General features: G+C 66.0%; 22 protein-coding genes. 14 read left to right on the top strand and 8 right to left on the bottom strand.

Annotated elements, in window-relative coordinates:
- Positions 1 to 24: 24 nt before the first annotated feature.
- Both I7X43_RS09210 and I7X43_RS09205 read right to left on the bottom strand, forming a co-directional pair.
- The gene (locus I7X43_RS09210; protein WP_198100639.1) at positions 25 to 1,704 is read right to left on the bottom strand and encodes an MFS transporter; all 1,680 of its coding nucleotides are present in this window, start codon (positions 1,702 to 1,704) and stop codon (positions 25 to 27) included.
- Between the two features lie 72 nt (positions 1,705 to 1,776).
- The gene (locus I7X43_RS09205; protein ID WP_198100638.1) at positions 1,777 to 2,640 is read right to left on the bottom strand and encodes a substrate-binding periplasmic protein; all 864 of its coding nucleotides are present in this window, start codon (positions 2,638 to 2,640) and stop codon (positions 1,777 to 1,779) included.
- A 125-nt stretch (positions 2,641 to 2,765) separates the two neighbouring features.
- Here I7X43_RS09205 and I7X43_RS09200 point away from each other — a divergent pair, with 125 nt between their 5' ends.
- Positions 2,766 to 3,872: a C2HC5-type zinc finger protein gene (locus I7X43_RS09200; protein WP_198100637.1), complete on the top strand. Its 1,107-nt coding sequence runs from the start codon at positions 2,766 to 2,768 to the stop codon at positions 3,870 to 3,872.
- Positions 3,873 to 3,939: 67 nt separating this feature from the next.
- Here I7X43_RS09200 and aceA read toward each other — a convergent pair whose 3' ends face one another.
- Positions 3,940 to 5,238, bottom strand: coding sequence for an isocitrate lyase (gene aceA, locus I7X43_RS09195; RefSeq protein ID WP_198100636.1), 1,299 nt, complete (start codon positions 5,236 to 5,238; stop codon positions 3,940 to 3,942).
- Positions 5,239 to 5,475: 237 nt separating this feature from the next.
- Entirely contained in the window at positions 5,476 to 6,078 is a 603-nt protein-coding gene (locus tag I7X43_RS09190; RefSeq protein WP_198100635.1) for a MarC family protein, read from the bottom strand.
- Between the two features lie 131 nt (positions 6,079 to 6,209).
- Here I7X43_RS09190 and I7X43_RS09185 point away from each other — a divergent pair, with 131 nt between their 5' ends.
- A complete protein-coding gene (locus I7X43_RS09185; protein WP_198100634.1) occupies positions 6,210 to 7,310 on the top strand; it encodes an ABC transporter substrate-binding protein in 1,101 nt (366 codons plus the stop codon).
- On the opposite strand, the gene xerD is transcribed toward I7X43_RS09185, so the two are convergent.
- Together xerD and queG are read right to left on the bottom strand one after the other, a co-directional pair.
- A complete protein-coding gene (xerD, locus tag I7X43_RS09180; RefSeq protein ID WP_198100633.1) occupies positions 7,311 to 8,207 on the bottom strand; it encodes a site-specific tyrosine recombinase XerD in 897 nt (298 codons plus the stop codon).
- Positions 8,204 to 9,250 (bottom strand): tRNA epoxyqueuosine(34) reductase QueG, encoded by a 1,047-nt coding sequence (queG, locus tag I7X43_RS09175; protein ID WP_310737549.1) that lies wholly within the window; start codon positions 9,248 to 9,250, stop codon positions 8,204 to 8,206. Before queG ends, xerD begins: the two co-directional genes overlap by 4 nt.
- Positions 9,251 to 9,314: 64 nt before the next feature.
- On the opposite strand from queG, the gene tsaE reads away from it, so the two are divergent.
- Positions 9,315 to 9,785: a tRNA (adenosine(37)-N6)-threonylcarbamoyltransferase complex ATPase subunit type 1 TsaE gene (gene tsaE, locus I7X43_RS09170; RefSeq protein WP_198100631.1), complete on the top strand. Its 471-nt coding sequence runs from the start codon at positions 9,315 to 9,317 to the stop codon at positions 9,783 to 9,785.
- Positions 9,782 to 11,122 carry an N-acetylmuramoyl-L-alanine amidase gene (locus tag I7X43_RS09165; RefSeq protein WP_375140391.1) on the top strand — a complete coding sequence of 447 codons (1,341 nt, stop codon included), beginning with the start codon at positions 9,782 to 9,784 and terminating at the stop codon, positions 11,120 to 11,122. Before tsaE ends, I7X43_RS09165 begins: the two co-directional genes overlap by 4 nt.
- 12 nt (positions 11,123 to 11,134) lie before the next feature.
- Here I7X43_RS09165 and I7X43_RS09160 read toward each other — a convergent pair whose 3' ends face one another.
- Positions 11,135 to 12,247, bottom strand: a complete 1,113-nt coding sequence (locus I7X43_RS09160) for a DUF3667 domain-containing protein (RefSeq protein WP_198100630.1) — start codon at positions 12,245 to 12,247, stop codon at positions 11,135 to 11,137.
- Positions 12,248 to 12,257: 10 nt separating this feature from the next.
- On the bottom strand, positions 12,258 to 12,908 hold the full coding sequence (locus I7X43_RS09155) for a DedA family protein (RefSeq protein WP_198100629.1): 651 nt from the start codon (positions 12,906 to 12,908) through the stop codon (positions 12,258 to 12,260).
- Between the two features lie 34 nt (positions 12,909 to 12,942).
- Between I7X43_RS09155 and mutL the strand changes: the two genes are divergently transcribed.
- From mutL to I7X43_RS09105, 10 genes are all read left to right on the top strand, one after another.
- Entirely contained in the window at positions 12,943 to 14,865 is a 1,923-nt protein-coding gene (mutL, locus tag I7X43_RS09150; protein WP_198100628.1) for a DNA mismatch repair endonuclease MutL, read from the top strand.
- Between the two features lie 33 nt (positions 14,866 to 14,898).
- Positions 14,899 to 16,719 (top strand): pseudouridine synthase, encoded by a 1,821-nt coding sequence (locus tag I7X43_RS09145; protein ID WP_198100627.1) that lies wholly within the window; start codon positions 14,899 to 14,901, stop codon positions 16,717 to 16,719.
- Entirely contained in the window at positions 16,686 to 17,660 is a 975-nt protein-coding gene (miaA, locus tag I7X43_RS09140) for a tRNA (adenosine(37)-N6)-dimethylallyltransferase MiaA (protein WP_198100626.1), read from the top strand. The genes I7X43_RS09145 and miaA overlap by 34 nt, the downstream gene beginning before the upstream one ends.
- Before the next feature lie 82 nt (positions 17,661 to 17,742).
- Positions 17,743 to 18,612 (top strand): SPFH domain-containing protein, encoded by an 870-nt coding sequence (locus I7X43_RS09135; RefSeq protein ID WP_198100625.1) that lies wholly within the window; start codon positions 17,743 to 17,745, stop codon positions 18,610 to 18,612.
- A 12-nt stretch (positions 18,613 to 18,624) separates the two neighbouring features.
- Entirely contained in the window at positions 18,625 to 19,149 is a 525-nt protein-coding gene (locus I7X43_RS09130; RefSeq protein ID WP_198100624.1) for a hypothetical protein, read from the top strand.
- A 2-nt stretch (positions 19,150 to 19,151) separates the two neighbouring features.
- On the top strand, positions 19,152 to 19,358 hold the full coding sequence (locus tag I7X43_RS09125) for a type II toxin-antitoxin system antitoxin (protein WP_198100623.1): 207 nt from the start codon (positions 19,152 to 19,154) through the stop codon (positions 19,356 to 19,358).
- Positions 19,355 to 21,037 (top strand): serine hydrolase, encoded by a 1,683-nt coding sequence (locus I7X43_RS09120; protein ID WP_198100622.1) that lies wholly within the window; start codon positions 19,355 to 19,357, stop codon positions 21,035 to 21,037. Before I7X43_RS09125 ends, I7X43_RS09120 begins: the two co-directional genes overlap by 4 nt.
- Positions 21,038 to 21,071: 34 nt before the next feature.
- Positions 21,072 to 22,862, top strand: coding sequence for an ABC transporter transmembrane domain-containing protein (locus I7X43_RS09115; protein WP_198100621.1), 1,791 nt, complete (start codon positions 21,072 to 21,074; stop codon positions 22,860 to 22,862).
- A gap of 29 nt (positions 22,863 to 22,891) precedes the next feature.
- Positions 22,892 to 23,164: a type II toxin-antitoxin system CcdA family antitoxin gene (locus I7X43_RS09110; protein ID WP_198100620.1), complete on the top strand. Its 273-nt coding sequence runs from the start codon at positions 22,892 to 22,894 to the stop codon at positions 23,162 to 23,164.
- Positions 23,151 to 23,462 carry a CcdB family protein gene (locus tag I7X43_RS09105; protein ID WP_198100619.1) on the top strand — a complete coding sequence of 104 codons (312 nt, stop codon included), beginning with the start codon at positions 23,151 to 23,153 and terminating at the stop codon, positions 23,460 to 23,462. The genes I7X43_RS09110 and I7X43_RS09105 overlap by 14 nt, the downstream gene beginning before the upstream one ends.

The raw sequence follows: 23,462 nt of genomic DNA, 5'->3' as shown, positions 1-23,462 counted from the left end.
ACGCCCATGATGCCAGAGACCTGCTCAGGCGCGTCGCAGGCTGGACCAATCGCGATGGGCCAACAGCGTCAGGCAGAACGTACCCGCCAACGCAACCCCCGCCATGGCCCACTGCGCCAGGCTCAACCATTCGGCTGGCACCCAGCGGCGGGCATACAGCGCGAGCAGCAGCAGGGCCACCCACGGGAAGAATCGGGTCAGGCCATCTCGCGGCACGATGGCCGAGCCCGCCAACAGAACGAGTGCCCCCCCCACAAAGATCAGGGTGTAGAAGATGCCCACAATCTCACGACCGCCGCCCAGCCACTCGCCCCAGGCCTGAAACGGCACCCACGACGCACACAGCACGGCCAAGATGGCGCACAGCGTACGCGCGCGCTCCACCGAGCGGTCCGGTTCGTCCGGGGTGGCGGGCTTCAGCATGGGCAAGGTCAGGATGACGAACAACCCAACGCAGGCGTCAATCAGCAAGGTCACCGGATACCCCCAGGCTTCGATGGCTTGCCCCTGCCACGTCGCAGACAGCGCAATGGCCAGGTTGGAAACCGCCATGTAGGCCGTGAACTGGGTGGCTGCCACCTTTGGGTTGGTCACGTCCATCATGATGGCCGTGCGCACGCCGTATTGAAGGCCCATGAATACGCTGAAGCTCAAGGTCGTCACCCACAGTGCCACGATCAGGGCGGGTTCGATCACGCCTTTGGCGTCGGCAGCGCGCGGCATCACGTACCCGTGAGCCTGCAGCGCCTGGGCCAAATAAAACACCGGAATACTTTGGAGTGCAAAAAAGATGGCCAGTGTTTGCCGTCGTCCATACCGGTCGGACATCCAGCCCCCCAGCACCATGGCACCGGCGCCGAGGATGTTGGACCACAACTGCAGTGTGGCCACTTGCTTGTCGCTCAGTCCCAACTCCACCGACAGGTTGGACTGCAGGGCCAGGCCCAAAGACATCGCCCCGGCCGGCAACAGGGACGACCACAGGCCCACATATGCGCCACGGCTGCCCAGGAAAGACCTAAACGCTTCTACGGAGAACGCCTTCATTTCGCCCACCGCGTGTCGGAGTCCCCGTCCCGCGACTCCCGCAGCATCGGCGGCGGCCACAACCACCGCCTCTTTCATCGGCAGCACAATGAAAGTGCTGACGGCCAAGATGGCCCCCGCCACAAAGAAAAACGTGGGTTGAAAGCCGGTGTACGGGGTGAGAAAGAGAACACCGGAGCCGCCAATGGCCTGCCCGATGTTGGCCCCGGCGAACATCAAACCGTTGCCCAAACCCCGTTCGTCCTGCTTCAAGGTGTTACAGGCCAGCGAGTCGATGGCCACGTCTTGCATCGCAGAAAACGTGTTGTGGACGAGAAGAATGCCGGTGAACAAGCCCAGTTGTTGCGGCAAATCCAGAAACACCAGGCTTGCCAAGGTCAGTGCCATCAAGAACTGGGTCCCCAAGATCCAAGCCCGCCGATGGCCGAACCGTTGGGAGCGGAACACGTCCACCAGCGGCCCAAAGGCCCACTTGAAGGCCCAGGGGATGTAAAACGATCCCACGAACGCCCCGATCTCCGCAGGCCCCACGCCCAAACGACGCAGGTAGGTCGCAATGGCGGTGACCGCAAAACCGAGGGGGATCCCTTCGGTGACATACAGCGCAAAAAACGCGCCCAAGCGGCCATTTCGGCTGGCTAAGAGGTTGGGGAGCACAGGCGATCCAAGGACGAAAGTGGGGCGGGATTGTCCGCCCGCCCCAGAGCTCCCCCAAGGCGGGGCTTGCCCTTAGGGCTTCAGGCCGGTGCCGTCGGGCAAGTAGACGCGGTAGGTCTGCTCCGCAACGCCGTTCTGCTGCAATTCCGCCAACGCCTGGTTCAGTCGCTGGTGGAGCTCGGCGGACCGCCCTGACTGGCGGGTAATCAACACATGTTGATTGACCGGACCACGGCCCGGGTAGGGGATAAAGGCCAACTCGTCCGGCAAACTGACAAATCCCAGTTGGCCCGCCCCCCGCACGGGCTCCAACGCGGACAGCACGAAGTCACAGCGTCCGCGCTCCAATTTTTCAACAGCCGCTCGCAAATCGCGAGCGCCGCTGTCCACCCGCGTAATTCCAAATTCCGCCAACCAGGCGTAGTTGTGACCGTGCATCCCGCACAAGCGACTGCTGAACAAGCCCTTCATGTTGCTCAGCGCCGGCGGGCGGGGCCAATACCGACGTGAATACCAAAGGCCGCCCTGCACCCGATGCAAGGGCCGGGTTGACAGGAATTGCGCCTCCCGTTCGGCGTTGAGGCTGGCGTAGAGCAGCACTTCCGCTTGGCCCCGGCTTCCAAAGGATTCCACCTCCCGCACACACCGCACCCAAGGCATGGGCAACCAACGCACGGTGTAGCCGGCACGCTCCAACGCCAGTCGGGTCAGATCCAGCGCAGCCCCTCGCCACTGCTGTTCGCTGTCGCGGTACAGGTAGGGCGTGTGGTCCGCCTCATCGAAGCACACGCCCACACTGGCGGTTTCGGCCCCCGGAGGGTCCGCCCACACCCCAGCAGAAGTCCCCAGCCATGCTGCCAAAACGCCGACCCACAGGCGTCCCTGCGCTCGAGAGCGCTGGGCACTCTGGCCTGGGCAGCTCGGTTGAAATTCCATGCGCCGCACTCCTTCCCTCCCCCGCGATGCGGACGGCGATTTTCCCGCGCGACCGCCCAACCCAGCGGGGGTTCAAATCCTGGGATGGTGCCAACGACTGCCCCAAACGGGTTGACACTGGCCCCATGCCTACGGACCCAACGCCCCCGGTTCTGCCGCCCCACTCCGGTCCCACGACCGTCTGCCCCCACTGCGGGGGCCTCCTCAGGTTTGAGCCCCGCAGCGGGCGGTTGCGCTGTACCCAGTGCGCCGGCGAACAACCGCGTTCTCGGCCCAGTACGCAAGCACGGGCTGCCGCAGCGGCGGAAGCGCCGCTTCCGGGCGATTGGGCAACCCGCACGGAGGGCGAGACCTGGACGCCCGCCCTGGTGTCCTGCCACCAGTGCGGCGCGCAGACCGAGTTGCCGGCCCATCAGGTGCAGGCCCCCTGCCCGTTTTGCGCCACGCCCCTTCGCCTGGGCGATGCTGAGCGACGGCGCCTCATCCGCCCCAGCGGCCAATTGCCGTTTGCGCTCGACGCCCCGGCGGCGCGCGAGCGCTTTCGCGCCTGGCTACGGGGCTTGTGGTTCGCGCCGAATGCGCTGCGCCGCCTGGTGCGTGACACCGAGGCCCTGCAAGGCGTTTATCTCCCGGCCTGGACCTTTGACGCCCGCGCGGTGGTGCGCTACCAAGGCGAACGCGGGGACCGCCGCGAAGCGCGGGCAGGCGACCCGGCACATTCGGTGCAACAAGGCCACGTGATGGATTGGCGGGCCGTCGGTGGCCACTTCGAATTGCGGCTGGACGATGAGCTCATCCCCGCCTCTCACAGCCTTCCGGCCCTCGGCGAGGGGGCGCTGCAAGGGGTGAACCTCAGCGCGCTCGAGCCTTGCAGCGAGGCCTTGAGTGCCGGCTTCATCGTCGAGGCCTACCAGGTCGACCTGCCCGACGCCTGGGCCCGGGTCCAGCAGGTTTGGGCTCCGCGGGTGGAGGCCGAAGTGCGACGCGACATCGGTGGTGACGAACAGCGCATCACCGCCGTGGACTGCGAGTACCGTGAGCCGCACTACCGCCACGTGCTGCTGCCGGCCTGGCTGGCCAGCTATCGCTGGAACGGGCGCAGTTGGCCGGTGGTCGTCAATGGCCAGACCGGCCGCGTGGAAGGCGCCCGGCCCTGGTCCATCTGGAAGCTGGGCTTTGCAGCCTTGGCCCTGCTGGGTTTGCTGCTGCTGGGTTGGGCCGAGGGCGTGTAAGCCGCTGGGCACCCGCTTTGCCTAAAAAAACCGGCGCGCAGGCCGGTTTTTTCTCTGGCGGTCGAGGTCAGTGGTGCGTGCCGTCCATGAACTGTTCGTCCTCGGTCGAACCCTTCAAGGCCGCCGTCGAGGCGTTGGCCTCGATGGTGGTGGTGATGGCGTCAAAGTAGCCCGTGCCCACCTCGCGCTGGTGCTTCACCGCAGTGAAGCCCTTCTCGGCGGCGGCGAACTCGGCCTCCTGCAGCTCCACGAAGGCGCTCATCTGGTTGCGGGCGTAGCCGTAGGCCAGGTTGAACATCGAGTAGTTCAGGCTGTGGAAGCCGGCCAGGGTGATGAACTGGAACTTGTAGCCCATGGCACCCAGCTCGCGCTGGAACTTGGCGATGGTGGCGTCGTCCAGGTTCTTCTTCCAGTTGAAGGACGGCGAGCAGTTGTAGGCCAGCAGCTTGCCGGGGAACTTGGCGTGGATGGCGTCGGCAAAGGCCTTGGCAAAAGCCAGGTCGGGCTTGCCGGTCTCGCACCAGATCAGGTCGGCATAAGGCGCGTAGGCCAGGCCGCGACTGATGGCCTGGTCCAGGCCGTTCTTGGTGCGGTAGAAGCCCTCGACGGTGCGCTCGCCCGTGCAAAACGGCTTGTCGTTGTCGTCGATGTCGCTGGTCACCAGGTCCCCGGCTTCGGCGTCGGTGCGGGCCACCAACAGCGTGGGCACGCCCATCACGTCGGCCGCCAGGCGGGCGGCCACCAGCTTGGCCACGGCCTCGCGGGTCGGCACCAGCACCTTGCCGCCCATGTGGCCGCATTTCTTGGCGCTGGCCAGTTGGTCTTCGAAGTGCACGCCAGCGGCGCCGGCTTCGATCATGGCCTTCATCAGTTCGAAGGCGTTCAGCACACCGCCAAAGCCGGCTTCGGCGTCGGCCACGATGGGGGCGAAGAAGTCGATGTCGTTCTTGCCTTCGCTCCACTGGATCTGGTCCGCGCGGGCGAAGGTGGCGTTGATCTTCTTGACGACCTTGGGCACCGAGTCCACCGAGTACAGCGACTGGTCGGGGTACATCTCGCCGTTGCTGTTGGCGTCACCCGCAACTTGCCAGCCCGACAGGTAGATGGCTTTGAGGCCGGCTTTGACCTGCTGCATGGCCTGGTTGCCGGTCAGGGCGCCCAAGGCGTTGACGAAGGGCTCGTTGTTCACCAAGCCCCACAGCTTTTCAGCGCCGCGCTTGGCCAGCGTGTGTTCAACCTGCACGGACCCGCGCAGACGCACCACGTCGGCAGCGGTATAGCCGCGCTGGATGCCCGCCCAGCGGGGGTTTTCAGCCCAGTCTTTTTCCAGGGCGGCGGCTTGTTGTTCACGGGTGAGGGTGCTCATGGTGGCTCCTTTTCAAAGGGTGGAATCGAAAGGCGAGAACAGGCTCAAGCCTACGGACCGATTGCCAACTGGAGCTGACATTGGGGAGCACCCCCTAAGATTTAAAGTCGTTATTAATCAATGGGTTAGACCATACGTTTCACATTATGAGGTTATTCGTTTCATCCTGAGAAATTCGACCGAGCGGTCGGCGGCTAAAAATTCACGATGTGAAATTGATTTTTCGTATCTTGAAAATCACAGACCGCCAACGAAGTAACGCTTGAGCCCTGCCAGAATCATCTCGACCGCAATGGCCGTGAGCACCAGGCCCATGAGTTTTTCCAGGGCGGAGACCACCGAATCCCCCACCCACTGGCGAATGCGCTCGGCCAGCATCAGGGTGATGCCACAGCACCCCATTGCCACGGCCAAAGCCGCCACCCACTGCCCCATCTTTTCCGGCTGGCGCGAGGCGAGCAACAGCACGGTCGCCATCGCTGAGGGCCCCGCCAACAGGGGAACAGCGAGGGGGAAGATCAGCGGCTCCCGCCCGGCAGGCACCCCGTAAACGGACTCCCCATGTCCCGAGAAGATCATCCGGATGGCCACCATCAACAGAATGACGCCCCCGGCCACCTCCAGCGAGCGTTCACTCAGGTGCATCACCCTGAGAAAGCCCTCACCGGTGTACATGAAGCCCAGCAGCACGAGAAACGCCAAACCCACTTCCCGCACCGCGACCCGCGCGCGGCGCTCCTTGGGCACCTCGCGCATGATCGGAATGCAAATCGGCAAGCTCCCCAAAGGATCGAGCACCAAAAGCAGCAAGATCAGAGCGGACAAAAAATTGTGGTCCATGGTGAAAGCACGCCAATCCGTGTCAAAAGGCCAAACCAGGTGGGAAAACACCGCCGGATCCCCAATCAAAGGGGTAGGCTGACCCTCTAGGATCCCACAGGCTTCACGCGCCCACCTTGGGACTTGACCGCATGGCACTGCATCGACGTCACTGGCTGCTGACCGCTTCGGCCCTGGCATGGCATGCCCAGGCAGCAGAACCTGGCATCGTCTTGGGCGCTTCGGCTGCCCTGAGTGGGCCGGCCCGCCTCCTTGGGCAGCGGTACCACGTGGGCAGCGAAGCCGCGTTGCGGGCGGCCAATCTCAGCGGGGGCATTCACGGTCGGGCGGTTCAACTGCTGCGACTGGACGACGCCTACGAAGCCGACCGGGCTGTCGCCAACACCGAGGCCCTGGTGCAGAACCCGCAGGTCGTGGGACTGCTTGGCTACATCGGAACGCCCACCAGCATGGCGGCACTGCCTGTAGTGAAGCGCCACGGCATGGCGTTTGTGGGGCCGTTTACCGGCGCGGACGCCTTGTGGGAGCGCAGCACCCCCCAGGTCTTCAATGTTCGAGCGAGTTATCGTGACGAAGCGAAAACGCTGGCCCAAGCCATGCGTGTCGATGGCTGCAAGACCTTGGGCGTGCTGTACCAAGCTGATTTGTTTGGCCGGGCAGGCTTGGAAGCCATGCGTGAGGCCCTGCAAGCGCAACCCGGACCCCGGCTGAGCGCCCTGGCCACAGTCAAGCGCAACACCGTAGAGGTTGCCGCCGCCGTTGAATTGCTGGTGCGGGCTGAACCCTTGGACGCCCTGTTCATGGTCAGCACGTATGGCAGTTGTGCCGCCTTCATCCAAGCGGCCCGGGCGGCCGGGTTCGCTGGCCGGTTCTACACCCTGTCGTTTGTCGGACTGGAGCCGTTGCGAGACGCACTGGGTGGCGCGATGCATGGGGTGTCGGTCTCGCAGGTGGTGCCGGATCCCGACGATGCCCGGCTGCCCGTTGCGGCGGCTTACCAGGCTGCACTGCGAGCCCATGGCGATGGCGGTGCGGACTCCATCAGCTTCGAGGGTTTTCTCAGCACCCAAGTCATGCTGACGGCATTGAAGCGCGCGACACGGCCTCTAGACCGACGCGCCCTCCTGCAGGCCCTAGAAGGTCTTGGGATGCTGGATTTGGCTGGGTTTACGGTGGACTACCGCCCCGGCCGACGACGCGGTTCGTCCCTGGTGCGGGTGGTGCGGGCGTGATCATCCGCGGGGATGGTGCTGATGCACCAGCACCTTGAGGCGTTCACGGGCCACGTGGGTGTAAATCTGGGTCGTTGACAAATCCGCGTGCCCCAGCAGCAACTGCACAGCGCGCAGGTCGGCGCCGTGATTGAGCAAATGGGTCGCAAACGCATGACGCAGCGTGTGAGGCGACAAGGGGGCCACAACGCCGGCCTGCACGGCATAGCGTTTGATGAGCTTCCAAAACATTTGCCGACTCATTCCGGTGCCCTGCACCGTCACAAACAGCGCCTCGCTGCGGCGGCCTGCCAGCAGCGAGCCCCGCGCCTCGCTGACATACCGGGCAATCGCCGCGCGAGCGGGCTCACCCATCGGAACAAGTCGCTCCTTGTCGCCCTTCCCCCGAACGCGCACCAGTCCGTCCCGCAAGTTGCAGTTCACGCTGGAGAGCTCGACCAACTCGCTGACGCGCAGTCCGCTGGCGTACAGCAACTCCAGCATGGCACGGTCTCGCAGCGCCAAGGGCCCCGCCTCGCCGGGCGCGTTCAAGAGGGCATCGACTTGCGCTTCGGTCAGGGTCTTGGGGGTCCGAGGCGCCTGCTTCGCGGGGGTCAGTCGCAAGCAGGGGTCGTTCACCACGCGACCTTCGCGCAGGGCCCAGCGGAAATACCGCCGAAACACCGCCAGGCGACGGTTGGTGCTGCTGGCTTTGGACATCGGGTGGCGGTTCACGATGTAGGCCAGCAAATCCGATTCCCGCGCCTCGTCCAGGGCCCGGCCTTGCGCATGAAGCCACCGAGCCAGATGCGCCAAATCACTCGCATAGGCGGCGCGCGTTTTTTCGGCCAGCCCCTCTTCCAACCACAAGGCGCGCACGAAGGCCTCGATCCCCGACCACGCAACCGTGACGGTCATGGGGCGTCCCCTTGGGCCACCGCCCAATCAATATGACGGCGCACCAAGTCCGTGGCACTGTCCCGGGCCGCCAGCAGCGCCTGGACCAAGTCTGGATTGGGCGCGACTCGCAAGGCATTGCCCGCGGCCACCGCCAGATTGCGGCGCCAACGCGTGTAACCAATCCGACGGATGGGGCTGCCCTCAAAGGTGCTGAGAAATCGAGGCTCATCCCAGCCCCAGTAGGTCAACAAGCTCACACCCACACGTTGCGGACGGGGGTCAAAGTCAGGCAACTCCGTGCGGTGCGCAAACTTGTTCCATGGGCAAGCCAATTGGCAGTCATCGCATCCATAAATGCGGTTGCCCATCAACGGTCGAAGCGATTCAGGAATGTCATCGTCGTGCTCGATCGTCAAGTACGAGATGCAACGCCGGGCATCCACACGGTACGGCGCCACGATGGCACGCGTAGGGCAAACCTCGAGGCAGGCTTGGCAGGTGCCACAGTGGCTGGGAGCAGGCGTCGACGGAGGCAACGCGAAATCCAACAAGATTTCGCCCAAAAAGGCCATCGACCCCCCATCCCGCTGGAGCGTCAGCGTGTGCTTGCCGCGCCAACCCAAACCCGCGCGCGTCGCCAGTTCCACTTCCAGCAGTGGTGCGGAGTCTGTGAAGCATCGGTAGCCGAACGGGCCAATCTCGGCCTGGATGCGATCGGCCAAGTGCTGCAGACGGGTCCGAAGAACCTTGTGATAGTCCCGTCCCCGGGCATAGAGCGAGATGTAACCCTCTCCCGATTGCTGCAATCGATGCCATTCAATGCGTTGCCAGGCATCGGGGGTGTCGGCCGGAAGGTACTCCATGCGCACCGACAAGACGCTGACCGTGCCGGGCACCAATTCGGCCGGTCGCGCGCGTTTGAGCCCATGCGCCGCCATGTAGTCCATGTCGCCATGGAAGCCGGCGGCCAACCACGCCAGCAGTCCAGGCTCAGCCTCCTTGAGGTCAATGGGCGCCACGCCAATTTGGGAGAATCCCAGCGCCCGAGACCAGCCCTGAATGCGTTGAAACAGTTCGGCGCCTGCCGGCCGCACCTGTGGAGTGCCCTTGGGCCCATCTGTGACCATGACCGCCATTCTAGAAACCACCTGCTCCTGGCCTACCGAAGCGCAAACCGAGGCGACTGCCCAGGCATTGGCCCGTTGTTCCACGCTGTTTCCGGCCTTGGTGGCCTTGGAAGGGGGGCTTGGGGCCGGCAAAACCACCTTCGTCCGGTACCTGCTGCGCGCGCTGGGGGTCCAAGGCCGGATCAAAAGCCCCAGCTACGCGGTGGTGGAAAGTTATGAAACCGCGACGGGGCCCGTTCACCACTTCGACTTTTATCGCTTTGACGATCCCCGTGAGTGGGAAGACGCTGGGTTTCGAGACATGCTGGACGGGCCTGGACTGAAGTTGGTGGAGTGGCCTGATAAAGCACCCGGCTTGCTCCCGGTCGTGGATTTGCGTCTGAGCCTTGCTGGGCAAGACGTTCGCCAGGTGCACCTGGAAGCCCTAACGCCCCGGGGTGCTCAACTGCTTGAGGCCGTTCAGTCGTGAGCAACGCGCGGCGTTTGTTGCTCCAGTTCGGTGCCAGCACCTGGGTGTGGCCCTTGGCGTCGACGGGTTCGCCTCTGGAAGCCCGGTTGGTGGCGGTGCGGATGTGGCCCGCTCAGGCCTACACCCGAGTCACGCTGGAGTCCGACCAGGCCTTGTCGGCCAAGCATTCGCTGGCCCAACACCCCGACCGCTTGATCATCGACATCGACGGACTGTCGCTGTCCCCCGAATTGAAGGAGTTGGTCGCCAAACTGCAGCCGGGCGACCCCTACATTGCCGCAGTCCGTGTGGGCCAGTATCGACCGCGCGTGGTGCGACTGGTGTTCGATCTGAAACAGCCCGTCGCACCGCAGGTCTTCACCTTGGCCCCCGTGGCGGCCTACAAACACCGGTTGGTGTTGGATCTGTACCCGGTTCCGGAACTGCACAAGGATCCGCTGCTGGCCCTGATTCAAGAGCGAGAGGCCCATGCGCGATCCGCGGAGCAGGCGGCCTCTAGCGTCAATGACGCGTTGGGCCAATGGATTCAAAAGTTGCCGCAAGGAGCAAGCGCCCCAGAATCCAAGCCGACGGCCCCGATCGAACCGACCCGCCAGGCCCCAGCCGGGCCCCTCCCCAAAAAGATAGAGCGTCTGATCGTCGTGGCGCTGGACCCGGGCCATGGCGGCGAAGACCCCGGCGCGATCGGCCCCACCGGGCTGCGCGAGAAGGATGTGGTGCTCTCTGTGGCCAAGCAGTTGCGGGATCGCCTGTTGCAAGAGCCCCAGATCCGCGTCCTGATGACACGGGATGCAGACTATTTCGTTCCGCTGCAGGAGCGGGTGCGCAAGGCCCGACGGGTGGGGGCCGACTTGTTTGTCTCCATTCACGCCGACGCCTTCATTCGCCCTCAGGCGAGGGGGGCCTCGGTCTTTGCGCTGGCCGACGGGGCGGCCAGTAGTGCCGCCGCGCGATGGCTCGCTGACAAGGAAAATGCGGCCGACGACGTGGGGGGTTTCAATCGCGTCGGCCTCAAGGACTCGACCGTGCTGCAGGTTCTGGCGGACATGAGCACCACGGCACAAATCAAGGACAGCCTGAGCCTGGGTGGCGAAGTCCTCGGTCAATTGGGCAAAGTTGGGCGGTTGCACAAACCCAAGGTCGAGCAAGCTCGCTTTGCCGTCCTGAAGGCGCCGGACATCCCTTCCATCTTGGTGGAGACCGCCTTCATCTCCAACCCGGAAGAAGAAGCCAAGCTCCGCGACCCGGACTATCAAGCCGAATTGGTGCAAGCGCTTGCCAAGGGACTCTTGCGCCACCTGGCCAAGCGGCCCGTGCCGCCACGCTCCGTCAGCTGAGCCGGCCTGGGCTTACATGCTCAGCAACACCACCAAGATCACGTAAAAGAGCAGGGACATCAAGGCGATCACGAGTAAAGCCACCGTTCGCCACAGTGCTCCCCAGCGCCCGAGCTGATACGTCCCCTTGAGCTGCTGGTGCATGTGCCACGGGGGAAACAGCACGAAGGCCGCGGCAGCGATCCCCCCCGCCCCCGCGGCAGCCACCAACAGCAGCACGCTCCCCAGCAGCGCCATCGCCGAGAGCGAATACAACGCAAACACCGCGTGATCAAACATCGTGTGACGGCGCTGCCAGGCAAAGAGCACCCACAAGAAGGGCAAGGCCAGCGGCAACAGCAAGAACGCGAACTTGGAAAACGACGACTTGATTTTGTAAAGCGTCAGTTCTTTGTTCTCAAAAGCATGAACGATTTTGCGTTCTACCACGGGGTGGTCGAGCCACCGAATGTCGTCGCGCAAATCGCGAAAAAGCGCCCGTCCCGTGTCACGGTTCGTGGCCTCCGACTTTGGACTGGGCTCCAGCCCACTGGCGGCCTGGGCCTGCTTGACAGCCGCCTCCAGCGCCTGCACCTTGATCTTGGCCCCCAGCAGCTCGCTGTCATCGGGCGCGCTGGCACCCGCGTCGCGCCGCTTCGCTGCCGCTTGAGCCTCGGCCCGGGCCAACTCGGCGCGTGCCTGCGCCAACTCGGCGGAGGGATCTCCAGTTTGAATCGAGGGACCATTCCCGGTCGCAGCGATCACCATGAACAGCACAAAGACCAAGAACAAATACAGCGCCAACGGCGAGACGTAGCGCGTCCGCTTGCCATCCAGGTAGTTGCGGGTGAGCACCCCGGGGCGGAACAGCAGCGCCGGCAGCGTTCGCCAGGCCTTGGTTTCAAAGTGCAGCAGCCCATGCAGAAACTCTTCGGCCATGTGCCACAACGAGTGATGCAGGTGCGCCTTTTGCCCACAACGGTGGCAAAAAGCGCCCTGTAGCGCGGCGCCACAGTTGGCGCAAGCGGGGGCCGCGCGCTGTGCGCCCCCCGTTTCCGCGGGGTTGGCGGCGGCCGCTTGAGACAGTTCATCCACCACCAGGGCTTGGGCCAGGGATTCGGTGGCCGATTCCAGATTCACGCTCACCTCGGCCTCCTTAGCTTGCCAAAGCCGCGCGACGCTTGGCGCGCCAGGCACCGAGTAAGGCCAACACCCCTGGAATCAGAATCATGGCCCAGATCACCTTTTCCATGTTCTCCTTCACCACCGGCACATTCCCAAAGGCGTAGCCCAAGCTCGTGAGGCTCAAAATCCAGAATGCGCCGCCAAACAGGTCAAAGGCCGTGAATTTGCGATGGCTCATGGCCGCAACGCCCGCCACAAAGGGCGCGAAGGTGCGCAAAAAGGGCAGGAACCGGGCCACGATGATGGTGATGCCGCCGTACTTTTCATAGAACGCATGGGCCGAGTCAAACGCCTTGCGGTTGAACAATCGGCTGTCCTCCCACTGAAACACCCGGGGGCCCACCCACCGTCCAATGCAGTAATTGGTCTGATTGCCCAGCCAGGCCGCTGCCAGCAGCACGCCGACCGTGACCGAGAAATTCATGGCCCCCGCTGCGCACAAGGCCCCCGCGATGAAGAGCAGCGAGTCGCCGGGCAGAAAGGGCATGACCACCAATCCGGTCTCGACAAACACAATGGCGAACAACAGGGCATAGACCCAGGGGCCATAAGCGCCCACAAACGCAGCAATGTGCCGGTCCACGTGGAGGACGAAATCAATCAACAGGGCAAGGAGTTCCATGGCGCGGATTCTCGGGGCTTCCTAAAATCCCCCCATGCACGATGCCCAAACGGCCGGGGCGAGCGCGTTCGACAACAACCACTCGACACGCCCTGAGCCCTCCCCTGCGGCCCCCACCCGCCGCCCAATCGCCGAACTTCCCGACGAATTGATCAGCCAAATCGCGGCGGGCGAGGTGGTGGAGCGGCCTGCGTCCGTCGTGCGGGAGCTCGTCGACAACGCCCTGGATGCGGGCGCGAGCCAAATCACCGTGCGGCTTCTGGGCGGCGGCATCCGCGGCATCACCGTCGAAGACGATGGCGCCGGCATTCCCGAGTCGGAATTGCCTTTGGCCCTCAAGCGCCACGCCACGAGCAAGATCCGCGATCTGCACGAGTTGGAGAGTGTGCACAGCCTGGGGTTTCGGGGTGAAGCGCTGGCTGCCATTGCATCGGTGTCCGATTTCAGTGTGACGAGCCGCACAACCGATGCTGCGCACGCCACCCGCTTGGACGCCCGCTCGGGCGAGTTGCGGCCCGCCGCCCGCACCGTGGGCACGACCGTGGAGGTGCGCGAGCTCTTCTTCAACACGCCGGCCCGCCGCAAGTTCCTGAAAACCGAGGCCACGGAACAGGCCCATTGCGTGGAGACCCTGCGCCGCCAAGCCTTGGCGCACCCGGGCGTCGCGTTCTCCCTGTGGAGCGAGGGCATGCGCCTCGAACACTGGCGGGCCGCATCGGCCGATCAGCGGCTGCAAGACGTTCTCGGCGACGACTTCCTGCTCACCAGCCGGGCCTTTGCGTGGGAAGTGCCCTCCTTGCGCGTCCAAGGCCGGCTCGGGCTTCCGGAGGCCGCACGCAGCCGCGCCGATCACCAATACCTGTATGTGAACGGCCGTTTTGTGCGCGACCGCACCTTGGCCCATGCCCTGCGCTCGGCTTTTGACGATGTGCTGCATGGCCAGCGCCAACCCACCTATTTCGTTCGCATCGACATCGAGCCCGAACAAGTCGACGTGAACGTTCACCCCACCAAAATTGAGGTTCGCTTCCGCGACAGCCGCGGGCTGCACCAGCAGTTGCGACGGCTGGCCGTTGAGGCCCTGGCCACCTCGCAGGCCACCCGCTCCGAGCTGGAGCCCCAGGCCGAAGCAGCCAGGGGAGACGCGCCGACTGACACGCGGTCGAGCGGCTACACCCTGGCGCCCGCCCCGGCATGGTCGGCGCAGGAGCCCGTCGCCGCAACTGCCATGCCGCGTGTGCAGTCGGCCCTGAACTGGCAAGCCCCTGAGCCAGCGCCAGCTCGGCGGGACGCCTGGTTGGCTCGGCTTGAAGCCGCCCCGGCCCCTGCCGCTCTGGCGGCCGTGCCGCCTGCCCCAAACACCGCGCCCGTGACCGAATGGCCGCTCGGCCGCGCGGTGGCCCAAGTGCATGGGGTCTACATCCTGGCGGAGAACCGCCAAGGTCTGGTGGTGGTGGACATGCATGCGGCCCATGAGCGGGTGCTCTACGAACGGCTGAAATCCGCTCTGGCGCGGCGCATGGACGCCCAGCCCCTGCTGATTCCGCTGGTGTTCGCCGCCTCAGCAACTGAAATGGCCACGGCCGAATCACAGGCCGAAGCTTTGCTTGAGCTCGGCCTGGACCTCAGCCCCATCGGACGTCAACAGTTGGCCTTACGCTGTCGCCCGGCCCTCCTGGAGGGGGCTGATTTGGTGGCGTTGTGTCGTCAGGTGCTGGCCGACTTGGCGCAAGTGGGCGGCTCCAATGTGCTGGAGCGAGCCCAGCATGACTTGCTCGCCACGATGGCCTGCCACGCCGCCGTGCGCGCCAACCGCGCCTTGAGCCTGCCCGAAATGAATGCCCTGCTGCGTGACATGGAAGCCACCGAACGCGCCGACCAATGCAACCATGGACGCCCCACTTGGCGTCAACTCAGCATGGCCGATCTGGACACGCTCTTTCTGCGCGGCCGTTGAGCCCGCACCGCTGTTTTTTCCCTGGGGTTTGACATGACCGACGACACCAAAAAGAAATCCACGCTGTCCCTCAAGATAGCGGCCAAACCCCGCAATGACCGCGCGCCTGTGCGCGGCATCAACACCCCCAAGAAACGCCCGACGCTGGCCGAGGCCCAAGCCGAGCGCGAACGCCGCGACCGTCAAGACCGCCAGCAACGCAGCGATCGCCCTCGTGATGAACGCGGCGGCTTTGGCGGCCCGCGCCGCGAAGACCGTGCGCCGTTTGGGGATCGACGCGACTTCGGCGACCGTCCGCACCGCGAAGACCGTGCGCCGTTTGGGGATCGCCCCCGTCGCGAGGACCGTGCTCCGTTTGGTGACCGCCCCCGCCGCCCCGAGGGCCAAGGTTTTGGTGGCCCCCGCGGGGAGCGCTCCGACCGAGGGGACCGGGGCGAGCGTCGCGACTTCGGCGACCGCCCGCGCTTTGACGATCGGCCACGCCGGGACGAGCGCCCGCCATTCGGCGATCGCCCCCGTCGCGAGGACCGTGTCCCGTTTGGCGACCGCCCCCGCCGCCCCGAGGGCCAAGGTTTTGGTGGCCCCCGCGGTGAACGCACCGACCGGGGCGAGCGTCGCGACTTCGGCGATCGCCCCCGTCGCGAGGACCGTGCCCCGTTTGGCGACCGTCCCCGCCGCCCCGAGGGTCAGGGCTTTGGCGGCCCGCGCGGTGAACGCACCGACCGGGGCGAGCGTCGCGACTTCGGCGACCGCCCGCGCTTTGACGACCGGCCGCGCCGGGACGAGCGCCCGCCGTTTGGGGATCGCCCCCGTCGTGAGGACCGTGCCCCGTTTGGCGACCGTCCCCGCCGCCCCGAGGGTCAGGGCTTTGGCGGCCCACGCGGGGAGCGCTCCGACCGGGGCGAGCGTCGCGACTTCGGCGACCGCTCGCGCTTTGACGACCGGCCGCGCCGGGACGAGCGTCCGCAGTGGGGCGACCGCCCCCACCGTGAAGACCGCGCCCCGCGCGAACGCTGGGCGGACAACGAGCGCATCGCCCCCGAACCCCGTGGGCCGAGCGTCGCGCCCGAACGCCAGAACTTCTCGGCCGACGGCGAGCGCCTCTCCAAGGTGATGGCCGAGCGCGGTCAGTCGTCTCGCCGGGAAGCCGACGATTGGATTGCCGCCGGCTGGGTCAAGGTCGACGGCAAGATGGCCGTGCTGGGCCAGCGCGTCGGCCCCGATGCCGTGATTGAAATCGACCCGGCCGCCCACAAGCAGCAGGCCAAGCAGGTCACCATCCTGCTGCACAAACCCATCGGCGTGGTCAGCGGCCAGCCCGAGGACGGTTACGAGCCTGCCGTGAGCCTGATCCGCGCGGACAGCCGCTGGGCCGAAGACCCCACCCAAGGCCATGTGGACTTCAACCCGGCGCAATTGCGCGGGCTGGCGCCCGCCGGCCGGCTGGACATCGACTCCACCGGCTTGCTGGTCTTCACCCAGGATGGGCGCATCGCCAAAGCCCTGATTGGCGATGAGAGCGACGTCGAGAAGGAATACCTGGTGCGCGTGGCGGTCGAAGGGGCGGCGGAAGGTGAACACCCCATGCACACCTTCCCCGAGGCCCAGTTGGCCCGCTTGAACCACGGGCTGGAATTGGATGGCGTGCAACTGCGCGAAGCCAAGGTCAGCTGGGCCAATGAAGACCAGTTGCGCTTTGTGCTGCGCGAGGGCCGCAAGCGCCAAATCCGCCGCATGTGCGAGCTGGTGGGCCTCAAGGTGGTGGCGCTGAAACGCGTCCGCATGGGGCGAATCCCCCTGTCTGCGCTGCCCATGGGCCAATGGCGTTACTTGGCGCCGTGGGAGAAGTTTTGAGTGGCCTTGGGCCTCGCTTGAAGCCCGTCTTCTTGGTCGGCCCCACCGGCTGCGGCAAGACGGCTGCGGCCTTGGCGGTGGCGCAGCGCTTGCCGGTGGAGGTGATCAGCGTCGATTCGGCACTGATCTACCGCGGGCTGGACATTGGCAGCGCCAAGCCGACGGCGGCCGAGCAACAGGCGGTGCCGCACCACCTGATCGACATCCTCGACCCGCTACAAAGCTACAGCGCCGCGCAGTTTGTGGCGGATGCCCAGCGCCTGGTCAGCGAAGTCCAAGCCCGCGGACGCTTGCCGCTGCTGGTCGGCGGCACCATGCTGTACGTGAAGGCGCTGCGAGACGGCATTTCCGACATGCCCCCCAGCAGCCCGGCGGTGCGCGCGCAGGTGGACCGCGAAGCCGCCGCGTTGGGCTGGCCGGCGCTGCATGCTGAGTTGCAGCGGGTCGACCCACCCACCGCCGCGCGCCTGCACCCCACCGACAGCCAGCGCATCCAGCGCGCGGTGGAGGTCTACCGCCTCAGCGGACGGCCCTTGAGTGCGTGGCACGCCGAAGCCGCGAAGAGCCCAGGCGTCGATTGGCCGCTCATCAGCCTCGAAACCGAAGACCGGGCCTGGTTGCACGCACGGTTGAATGCCCGCTTTGACGCCATGCTGGACGCCGGTTTTTTGGGCGAGGTGCGCCAGCTCCGTGCCCGCGGCGACCTGCACCTGGACCTGCCCGCCATGCGCTGCGTGGGTTACCGCCAAGCGTGGGAGGCGCTGGACGAAGCTGACCCGCCCGATTTGCCCCGGATGCGCGAGCGCGCCCAGGCGGCCACGCGCCAATTGGCCAAGCGCCAAATTACTTGGTTGCGCAGCATGCCCGATCGCACCGCGGTGGAGGCCCAAGCCCCGGACGCGCCTCAGCGGGTGCTGAGCCTCATTCAGACGCTCGTTTAAGAACCCCCGTCAAAAAAAGCTTGCAGGGATGGCGTCCTCGCCTTAAAGTGATATCACTTTGATTTCATTTCGGAGCTGAGTCATGTCCCATGCCATCGTTGAAACCCCCGCCCGCAGCACCAACGGCTACCTGATGGCCGGCGCCGGCTTCGGGCTCGTGGCCTTTGCCTTCTTCGTTCTGACCCGGGCCGGCAACCCTTTGCTCGCCGGCGCTTTCTTTCTTTTGGGCGTGGCCCTGCTGGCGGGCCTGTACATGCTGGCCCCTAACCAGGCGGCGGCGCTGACGGTGTTCGGCCGCTACAACGGCAGCGACCGCGAGGCCGGCCTGCGCTGGGCCAACCCCTTGGCCTTCAAGCGCAAGATCAGCCTGCGCGCCCGCAACCTGAATGCCCCCATCCTGAAGGTCAACGACGCCCGCGGCAACCCGATTGAGATTTCGGCGGTCGTGGTCTGGCAGGTGCGCGACAGCGCCCAGGCACTCTTCCAAGTCGATGATTACGAGGCTTATGTGCGCGTGCAGGCGGAAGCCGCCATCCGCCACCTGGCCACCAGCTACGCCTACGACGACGGCGAAGACCTGCCGCACAACGCGATCACGCTGCGCTCGGGCCAAGACGAAGTGGCCCGCGCCTTGATCACCGAACTGCAGGCTCGCTTTGCCGACGCCGGGGTTGAGGTGCTGGACGCCAAGATCAGCCACTTGGCCTATGCTCCGGAAATTGCGCAGGTGATGCTGCGCCGCCAGCAGGCCGAAGCCATCATCAGCGCCCGCCAGAAGATCGTGCACGGCGCCGTCAGCATGGTCGAGGCGGCGCTCAAAGGCCTTTCGGAGCGCGAGATCGTGCACCTGGACGACGAGCGCAAAGCAGCCATGGTGAGCAACCTGTTGGTGGTGCTGTGTTCGGACAAGGACACCCAGCCCATCGTCAACGCCGGCACGCTGTACAGCTAAAGGGGCACCGCCATGGAGCGCGTGTTCAACGTCGTTTGGGTGGGGTGCCTACTGCTGTTCTTCGGCAGCAGCCCCTGGCTGCCCGAGCAGGTGGGCGACCCGGGCAAGGAAATGCCCCGCCTGTTCTACATCGCCCTGCTGGGCTTCACCCTGTGGACCACGCCGTGGATCGTCGGCCCGGGCATGGTGCGGCTGCTGCGCGGCATGGGCAGCGGCGGCGTGAACTTGCCGCATGCCGCGTATTGGTTCGAGGGCGAACGCCGTGCCGAGAGCCTCAAGCGCCTGGAGCCCTACAACCTGGAAGTGGGCTGCGTCACGGCCGTGTTCCTGCTGGCCGTGTCAGCAGCGGTGCACTTCCCGGGCGAGCAGGTGTGGGGCCTCAAGCTCGGCCTCTTCCTGACCTTCACGCTGACCGGCGCCCTGCTGCTGTGGTTGGCGGCCTGGATGGTGCGCGTGATGCGGGCCTTCCCGAAACCGCCGCTGGACGCCGACCTTCCGGCGGCCGGGCCGCGACGGCCCCGCCGCCCGGGTGAATAGCCATGGCCAGCCCGGGGAAAAAAGCCTTTCCGCTGCGCGTGGACCCTGCCCTGTGGGCCGAGGTCGAGCGCCTGGCCGCGCAAGAGCTGCGCAGCGCCAACGCGCAGGCCGAAGTGCTGCTGCGCGAAGCGCTGGCGCGGCGCGGCATCAAGCTGGCCCCCCTGCAAGCCCGGGCCACCCCCTCCAACCCAGAAGAACCCCAACCATGAATTCGATTCAACGCCGTCCTCTCCTGAGAGTCAGCTTGGCTGCGCTGCTTGCTGGCGCATGGCCCGCGCGTGGGGAGTCAGAACCGCTGGCGGCTTTGCTGAACCACCGATTGGCAAGCGAGGGCGTGGCGCTGGCCGTGGCCCAAATCGACGAGCGCGGCCATCTCAAGGTGGCCAGCGCCAGCCGCAAGCCAAGCGACACGCCCGACCCCGAACGCAGTGCGTTCGAGATTGGATCCATTACCAAGACCTTTACGGCCTTGCTGCTGGCCGACGCCGTGGTGCGGGGCGAGTTGCGACTGGAGGACGCGGTCGAAACGCAGCTGCCCAACGGGGTGAAGCTGCGCGACAGCGCGGGCCAGCCCTTGCGCTGGGTCGACCTGGCCACGCATCGTTCCGGCCTGCCCCGTTTGCCGCCGAATTTCGTACCGCGCACGGTGTCCGACCCGTATGCGGATTTCGACAGCGCGGCGTTGTTGGCGGCGCTGCAATCCTGGCAGCCCACGCGCCGGCGGGACGAAGCCTTCGAGTACAGCAATTTCGCTTACGGCTTGCTCGGATGGCTGCTGGCACGGCGCGCGGCCCAGCCCTACGCGCAATTGCTGGAGCAACGGGTGCTGACGCCGATTGGGCTTGGTGGCGCCACCGGCATGGGACCGCTGGGTCGCTCGACCACGGCCCTGCAGGGACACGATGCCCAAGGCCAACCGGTGGCGGCTTGGCAGTTCGACGCTCTGGCCGGAGCGGGCGCGTTGCGCGCCAGCGCCACGCAATTGGCCCGCTATGCCCAATCCGCACTCGCCCAGGGGGAGCACCCCTTGCAGGCGGCGTTTGCACTGGCCTTCACCGTTCACAGCGAACTGGGCCCAGCACCCGGTGTGCGAATGGGCCTGGGTTGGATGCTGGCAGACCGGAACGGCCAGCGGCTTGCCAATCACGACGGCGGCACCGGGGGGTTTTCAAGTTCGCTGTGGTTGAACTTGACCGAGCGCCGGGCCGGTCTGGTTCTGTCCAATGCCCAGGTGGTGGTGGCCGATCTGGCGCGACACCTGATGGATCCCAAGAGCCCGCTGCGGGACGTGGCTGCCGAGCAGCGCGCACTGAATGACGCACAAAGCCGCGCCGTGCTCAAGCTCACGCCCGCTCAATTGGCCTCGGTCGCCGGGGTTTATGCGTTGAACCCGCAGTTCAAACTCACGCTGCGTGTGCGCGGCGACCAGTTGTTTGCTCAGGCCAGTGGGCAGGGGGAGTTCGAGCTGCATGCCAAGAGTCCGGACCAGTTCTATGCCAAGGTGGCGGCATTGGAAGTGCACTTTCCCGCGCGGCGGGATGCCTCGGCGCCGCCCAGCCTGCTGCTGCTGCAGGGGGGGCGAGAAATGCGCTTTCAACGCGAGGGCGATGAACATCCCGAACCGCTCAAGCTGCCTGCGGCCAGCCTTGCAGAACTGAGCGGGGTCTATGCGCTGAGCCCTGCATTCAAGCTGACCGTGCGCAGCGAGGGCGAGCGGCTGTTTGCGCAGGCCACCGGTCAGGCTGAGTTCGAGCTGTTTGGCAAGGGGGTGCGCCATTTCTTTGCCCGCATCACGCCGCTGGAAATCCGCTTCGAGGGCGAAGCCGGCCTTGCGCCGGCGCTGCGCCTGCAGCAGGCCGGGCGGGAGCTGCGCTTCCTGCGCGAATAAGGGGATCTTTCGGGGCATGGCAGGATGCGCGCCCATGTCTGCCGCCACTTCGACCGAACGCCCCAAGGGCCACTCCCCCGCCGCCTTGCGCGGCCTGATGCCCTTCTTGCGGCCCTACCGCGGGCGCTTGACGCTGGCGGCGGTGCTCCTGGTGGGCGCGGCCCTCACCACCTTGCTTTTTCCGGTCGCCCTGGGCCGCCTGGTCGATGCCGGCCTGCTGCCACAAGACCGCAGCGCGCAGCTGATGGCCCTGCAGGGTCACTTCCTGGCACTGTTCGGCGTGGGCGCCCTGCTGGGCGTGCTCTCGGCCTCGCGCTTCTACCTGGTGACCTGGCTGGGCGAGCGCATCACGGCGGACGTGCGGGCGGCGGTTTACGCCCGGGTGATCGGCCACAGCCCCGGGTTCTTTGAAACCACGCGCACGGGGGAGGTGCTCTCGCGCCTGACCACGGACACCACCCTGGTGCAAACCGTGGTCGGCTCCTCGCTCAGCATGGGGCTGCGCAATGTCTTGATGGCGCTGGGGGCGCTGGTGATGCTGGTCGTCACCAACCCCGTAGTCATGGCCCAGGTGCTGGGGCTCTTGCTGCTGGTGGTGCTGCCCACCCTGGTGTGGAGCCGGCGCGTGCGCAAGCTCTCGCGCGCCAGCCAGGACCGCATGGCCGATGCCTCCGCCATTGCGGGCGAGGTGCTGAACGCGATTCCCGTGGTGCAGAGCTATGGCCAAGAGCCGCGCGAGGCCCAGCGCTTTGCCGCGGCCACCGAGGCCGCCTTTGACACGGCCCGCCGCCGCGCCAAGCTGCGCGCCGCGCTGATCGCCTTTGTCATCGTGGCCAACTTCGCGGGCCTGCTCTGGGGCCTGTACCAGGGCACGCAGGCGGTGATTGCCGGGCGCATCAGCGCGGGGCATCTGGCGCAGTCGGTGGTCTACGTGGTGCTGCTGCTCTCCAGCGTCGCTGTGCTGGCCGAAGTCTGGGGCGATGTGATGCGCGCGGCGGGTGCCACGGAGCGCCTGGTGGAGCTGCTGAACAGCGAGTCCCCCGTTCAAGAACCGGCCCGCCCCACCCCGCTGCCAGCGGCAGCGGGCGGTGCGCGGCTGCAGGTGCGGGGGCTCAGCTTCCGCTACCCCTCGCGGCCCGACACCTTGGCCCTGGCGGACTTCGACCTGGACCTGGCGCCAGGCGAAACCGTCGCCCTGGTGGGCGCCAGCGGGGCCGGCAAGACCACGGTGTTCCAGCTCTTGCAGCGTTTTTACGAAGCGGAGAGCGGACGCATCGAATTGGACGGCGTGCCCCTCCAAGACCTGGCCCTGGGGGAGCTGCGGGGCCGGATTGGTTTCGTCCCCCAAGACAGCACCATCTTCAGCACCAACGCGCTGGAGAACATCCGCTACGGCCGGCCCGAGGCCAGCGAAGCCGAGGTGATCGAGGCCGCCAAGGCGGCCTATGCCCACGAATTCTTGAGCCGCCTGCCCGAGGGCTACAACACCTTCCTGGGGGAGCGCGGCGTGCGGCTCTCAGGTGGGCAGCGGCAACGCATCGCCATTGCCCGCGCCATCTTGAAGAACCCGCCGCTTTTGCTGCTGGACGAGGCCACCAGCGCCCTGGACGCCGAAAGCGAGCGCTGGGTGCAGCAGGCGCTGGATGCGGCCATGGCCGGGCGCTCGACCCTGGTCATCGCCCACCGCTTGGCCACCGTACAGCACGCCACCCGCATCGTGGTGTTGGAGCATGGCCGGGTCGTTGAGGTCGGCACGCACGAGGCCCTGATTGCGCGCGGCGGCGCTTACGCCCGCCTGGCGGCGCTGCAGTTCGGACGCGCATAATTCATGCGCATACCGAATGGAGGCTCACCATGCCGAGATTTGACGACGGGCCCAAGCGGGCCACCAACCTAACGCTGAACGCCAAGGTGCTGGATCTGGCCAAGGAGCTGGGGCTCAACATCTCCGCCACCGTGGACGAGTTGCTGGCCGCCGAGGTGCAGCGCCGCTACTGGGAGCGCTGGAATGAGGACAACAAGGAAGCCATTGCGGAGTACAACGCCCGCATTGAGCGCGAAGGCACCTTCAGCCAGCGCATTCAGCGCTTCTTGGCCGAGCAGGACGCCCACAATGGCCCGGTTTGACGTGTACCGCTCGCCCCTGGATGACGAGCGGCATCACACGCCTTACTGGCTGGATGTTCAGGCCGATCACCTGAGCCAATTGGCCACCCGCGTGGTGGTGCCACTGTGCCGGATCGGTTCGGTGCGGCCGTTTGAGCGGCTCAACCCCATCGTGGTTGTGGACGGCGTTTCGCTCTTTGCGGACACCTCCAACCTCGGCACCTTCCCCAAACAATGGTTGCGCCAGCCCGTGGCGACTTTGCGCGAGCAGCGTTTCGTCATCGAAGACGCGCTCGATTTCCTCCTCACCGGGCACTGA

It is taken from the genome of Inhella gelatinilytica, from assembly GCF_016093295.1.
In the GTDB taxonomy this organism is placed as follows: domain Bacteria; phylum Pseudomonadota; class Gammaproteobacteria; order Burkholderiales; family Burkholderiaceae_C; genus Inhella; species Inhella gelatinilytica.
Note: the sequence above shows the minus strand (reverse complement) of the source record. Positions and strands in the feature narration are given on the sequence as shown.

Coding starts and splice junctions, on each gene's coding strand:
- I7X43_RS09120 (WP_198100622.1), top strand. CDS start 19,355: ATGAATTCGATTCAACGCCGTCCTCTCCTGAGAGTCAGCTTGGCTGCG.
- I7X43_RS09145 (WP_198100627.1), top strand. CDS start 14,899: ATGACCGACGACACCAAAAAGAAATCCACGCTGTCCCTCAAGATAGCG.
- I7X43_RS09110 (WP_198100620.1), top strand. CDS start 22,892: ATGCCGAGATTTGACGACGGGCCCAAGCGGGCCACCAACCTAACGCTG.
- I7X43_RS09200 (WP_198100637.1), top strand. CDS start 2,766: ATGCCTACGGACCCAACGCCCCCGGTTCTGCCGCCCCACTCCGGTCCC.
- I7X43_RS09135 (WP_198100625.1), top strand. CDS start 17,743: ATGTCCCATGCCATCGTTGAAACCCCCGCCCGCAGCACCAACGGCTAC.
- I7X43_RS09190 (WP_198100635.1), bottom strand. CDS start 6,078: ATGGACCACAATTTTTTGTCCGCTCTGATCTTGCTGCTTTTGGTGCTC.
- I7X43_RS09105 (WP_198100619.1), top strand. CDS start 23,151: ATGGCCCGGTTTGACGTGTACCGCTCGCCCCTGGATGACGAGCGGCAT.
- I7X43_RS09205 (WP_198100638.1), bottom strand. CDS start 2,640: ATGGAATTTCAACCGAGCTGCCCAGGCCAGAGTGCCCAGCGCTCTCGA.
- I7X43_RS09130 (WP_198100624.1), top strand. CDS start 18,625: ATGGAGCGCGTGTTCAACGTCGTTTGGGTGGGGTGCCTACTGCTGTTC.
- xerD (WP_198100633.1), bottom strand. CDS start 8,207: ATGACCGTCACGGTTGCGTGGTCGGGGATCGAGGCCTTCGTGCGCGCC.
- I7X43_RS09125 (WP_198100623.1), top strand. CDS start 19,152: ATGGCCAGCCCGGGGAAAAAAGCCTTTCCGCTGCGCGTGGACCCTGCC.
- mutL (WP_198100628.1), top strand. CDS start 12,943: ATGCACGATGCCCAAACGGCCGGGGCGAGCGCGTTCGACAACAACCAC.
- I7X43_RS09155 (WP_198100629.1), bottom strand. CDS start 12,908: ATGGAACTCCTTGCCCTGTTGATTGATTTCGTCCTCCACGTGGACCGG.
- I7X43_RS09115 (WP_198100621.1), top strand. CDS start 21,072: ATGTCTGCCGCCACTTCGACCGAACGCCCCAAGGGCCACTCCCCCGCC.
- aceA (WP_198100636.1), bottom strand. CDS start 5,238: ATGAGCACCCTCACCCGTGAACAACAAGCCGCCGCCCTGGAAAAAGAC.
- miaA (WP_198100626.1), top strand. CDS start 16,686: ATGGCGTTACTTGGCGCCGTGGGAGAAGTTTTGAGTGGCCTTGGGCCT.
- I7X43_RS09185 (WP_198100634.1), top strand. CDS start 6,210: ATGGCACTGCATCGACGTCACTGGCTGCTGACCGCTTCGGCCCTGGCA.
- tsaE (WP_198100631.1), top strand. CDS start 9,315: ATGACCGCCATTCTAGAAACCACCTGCTCCTGGCCTACCGAAGCGCAA.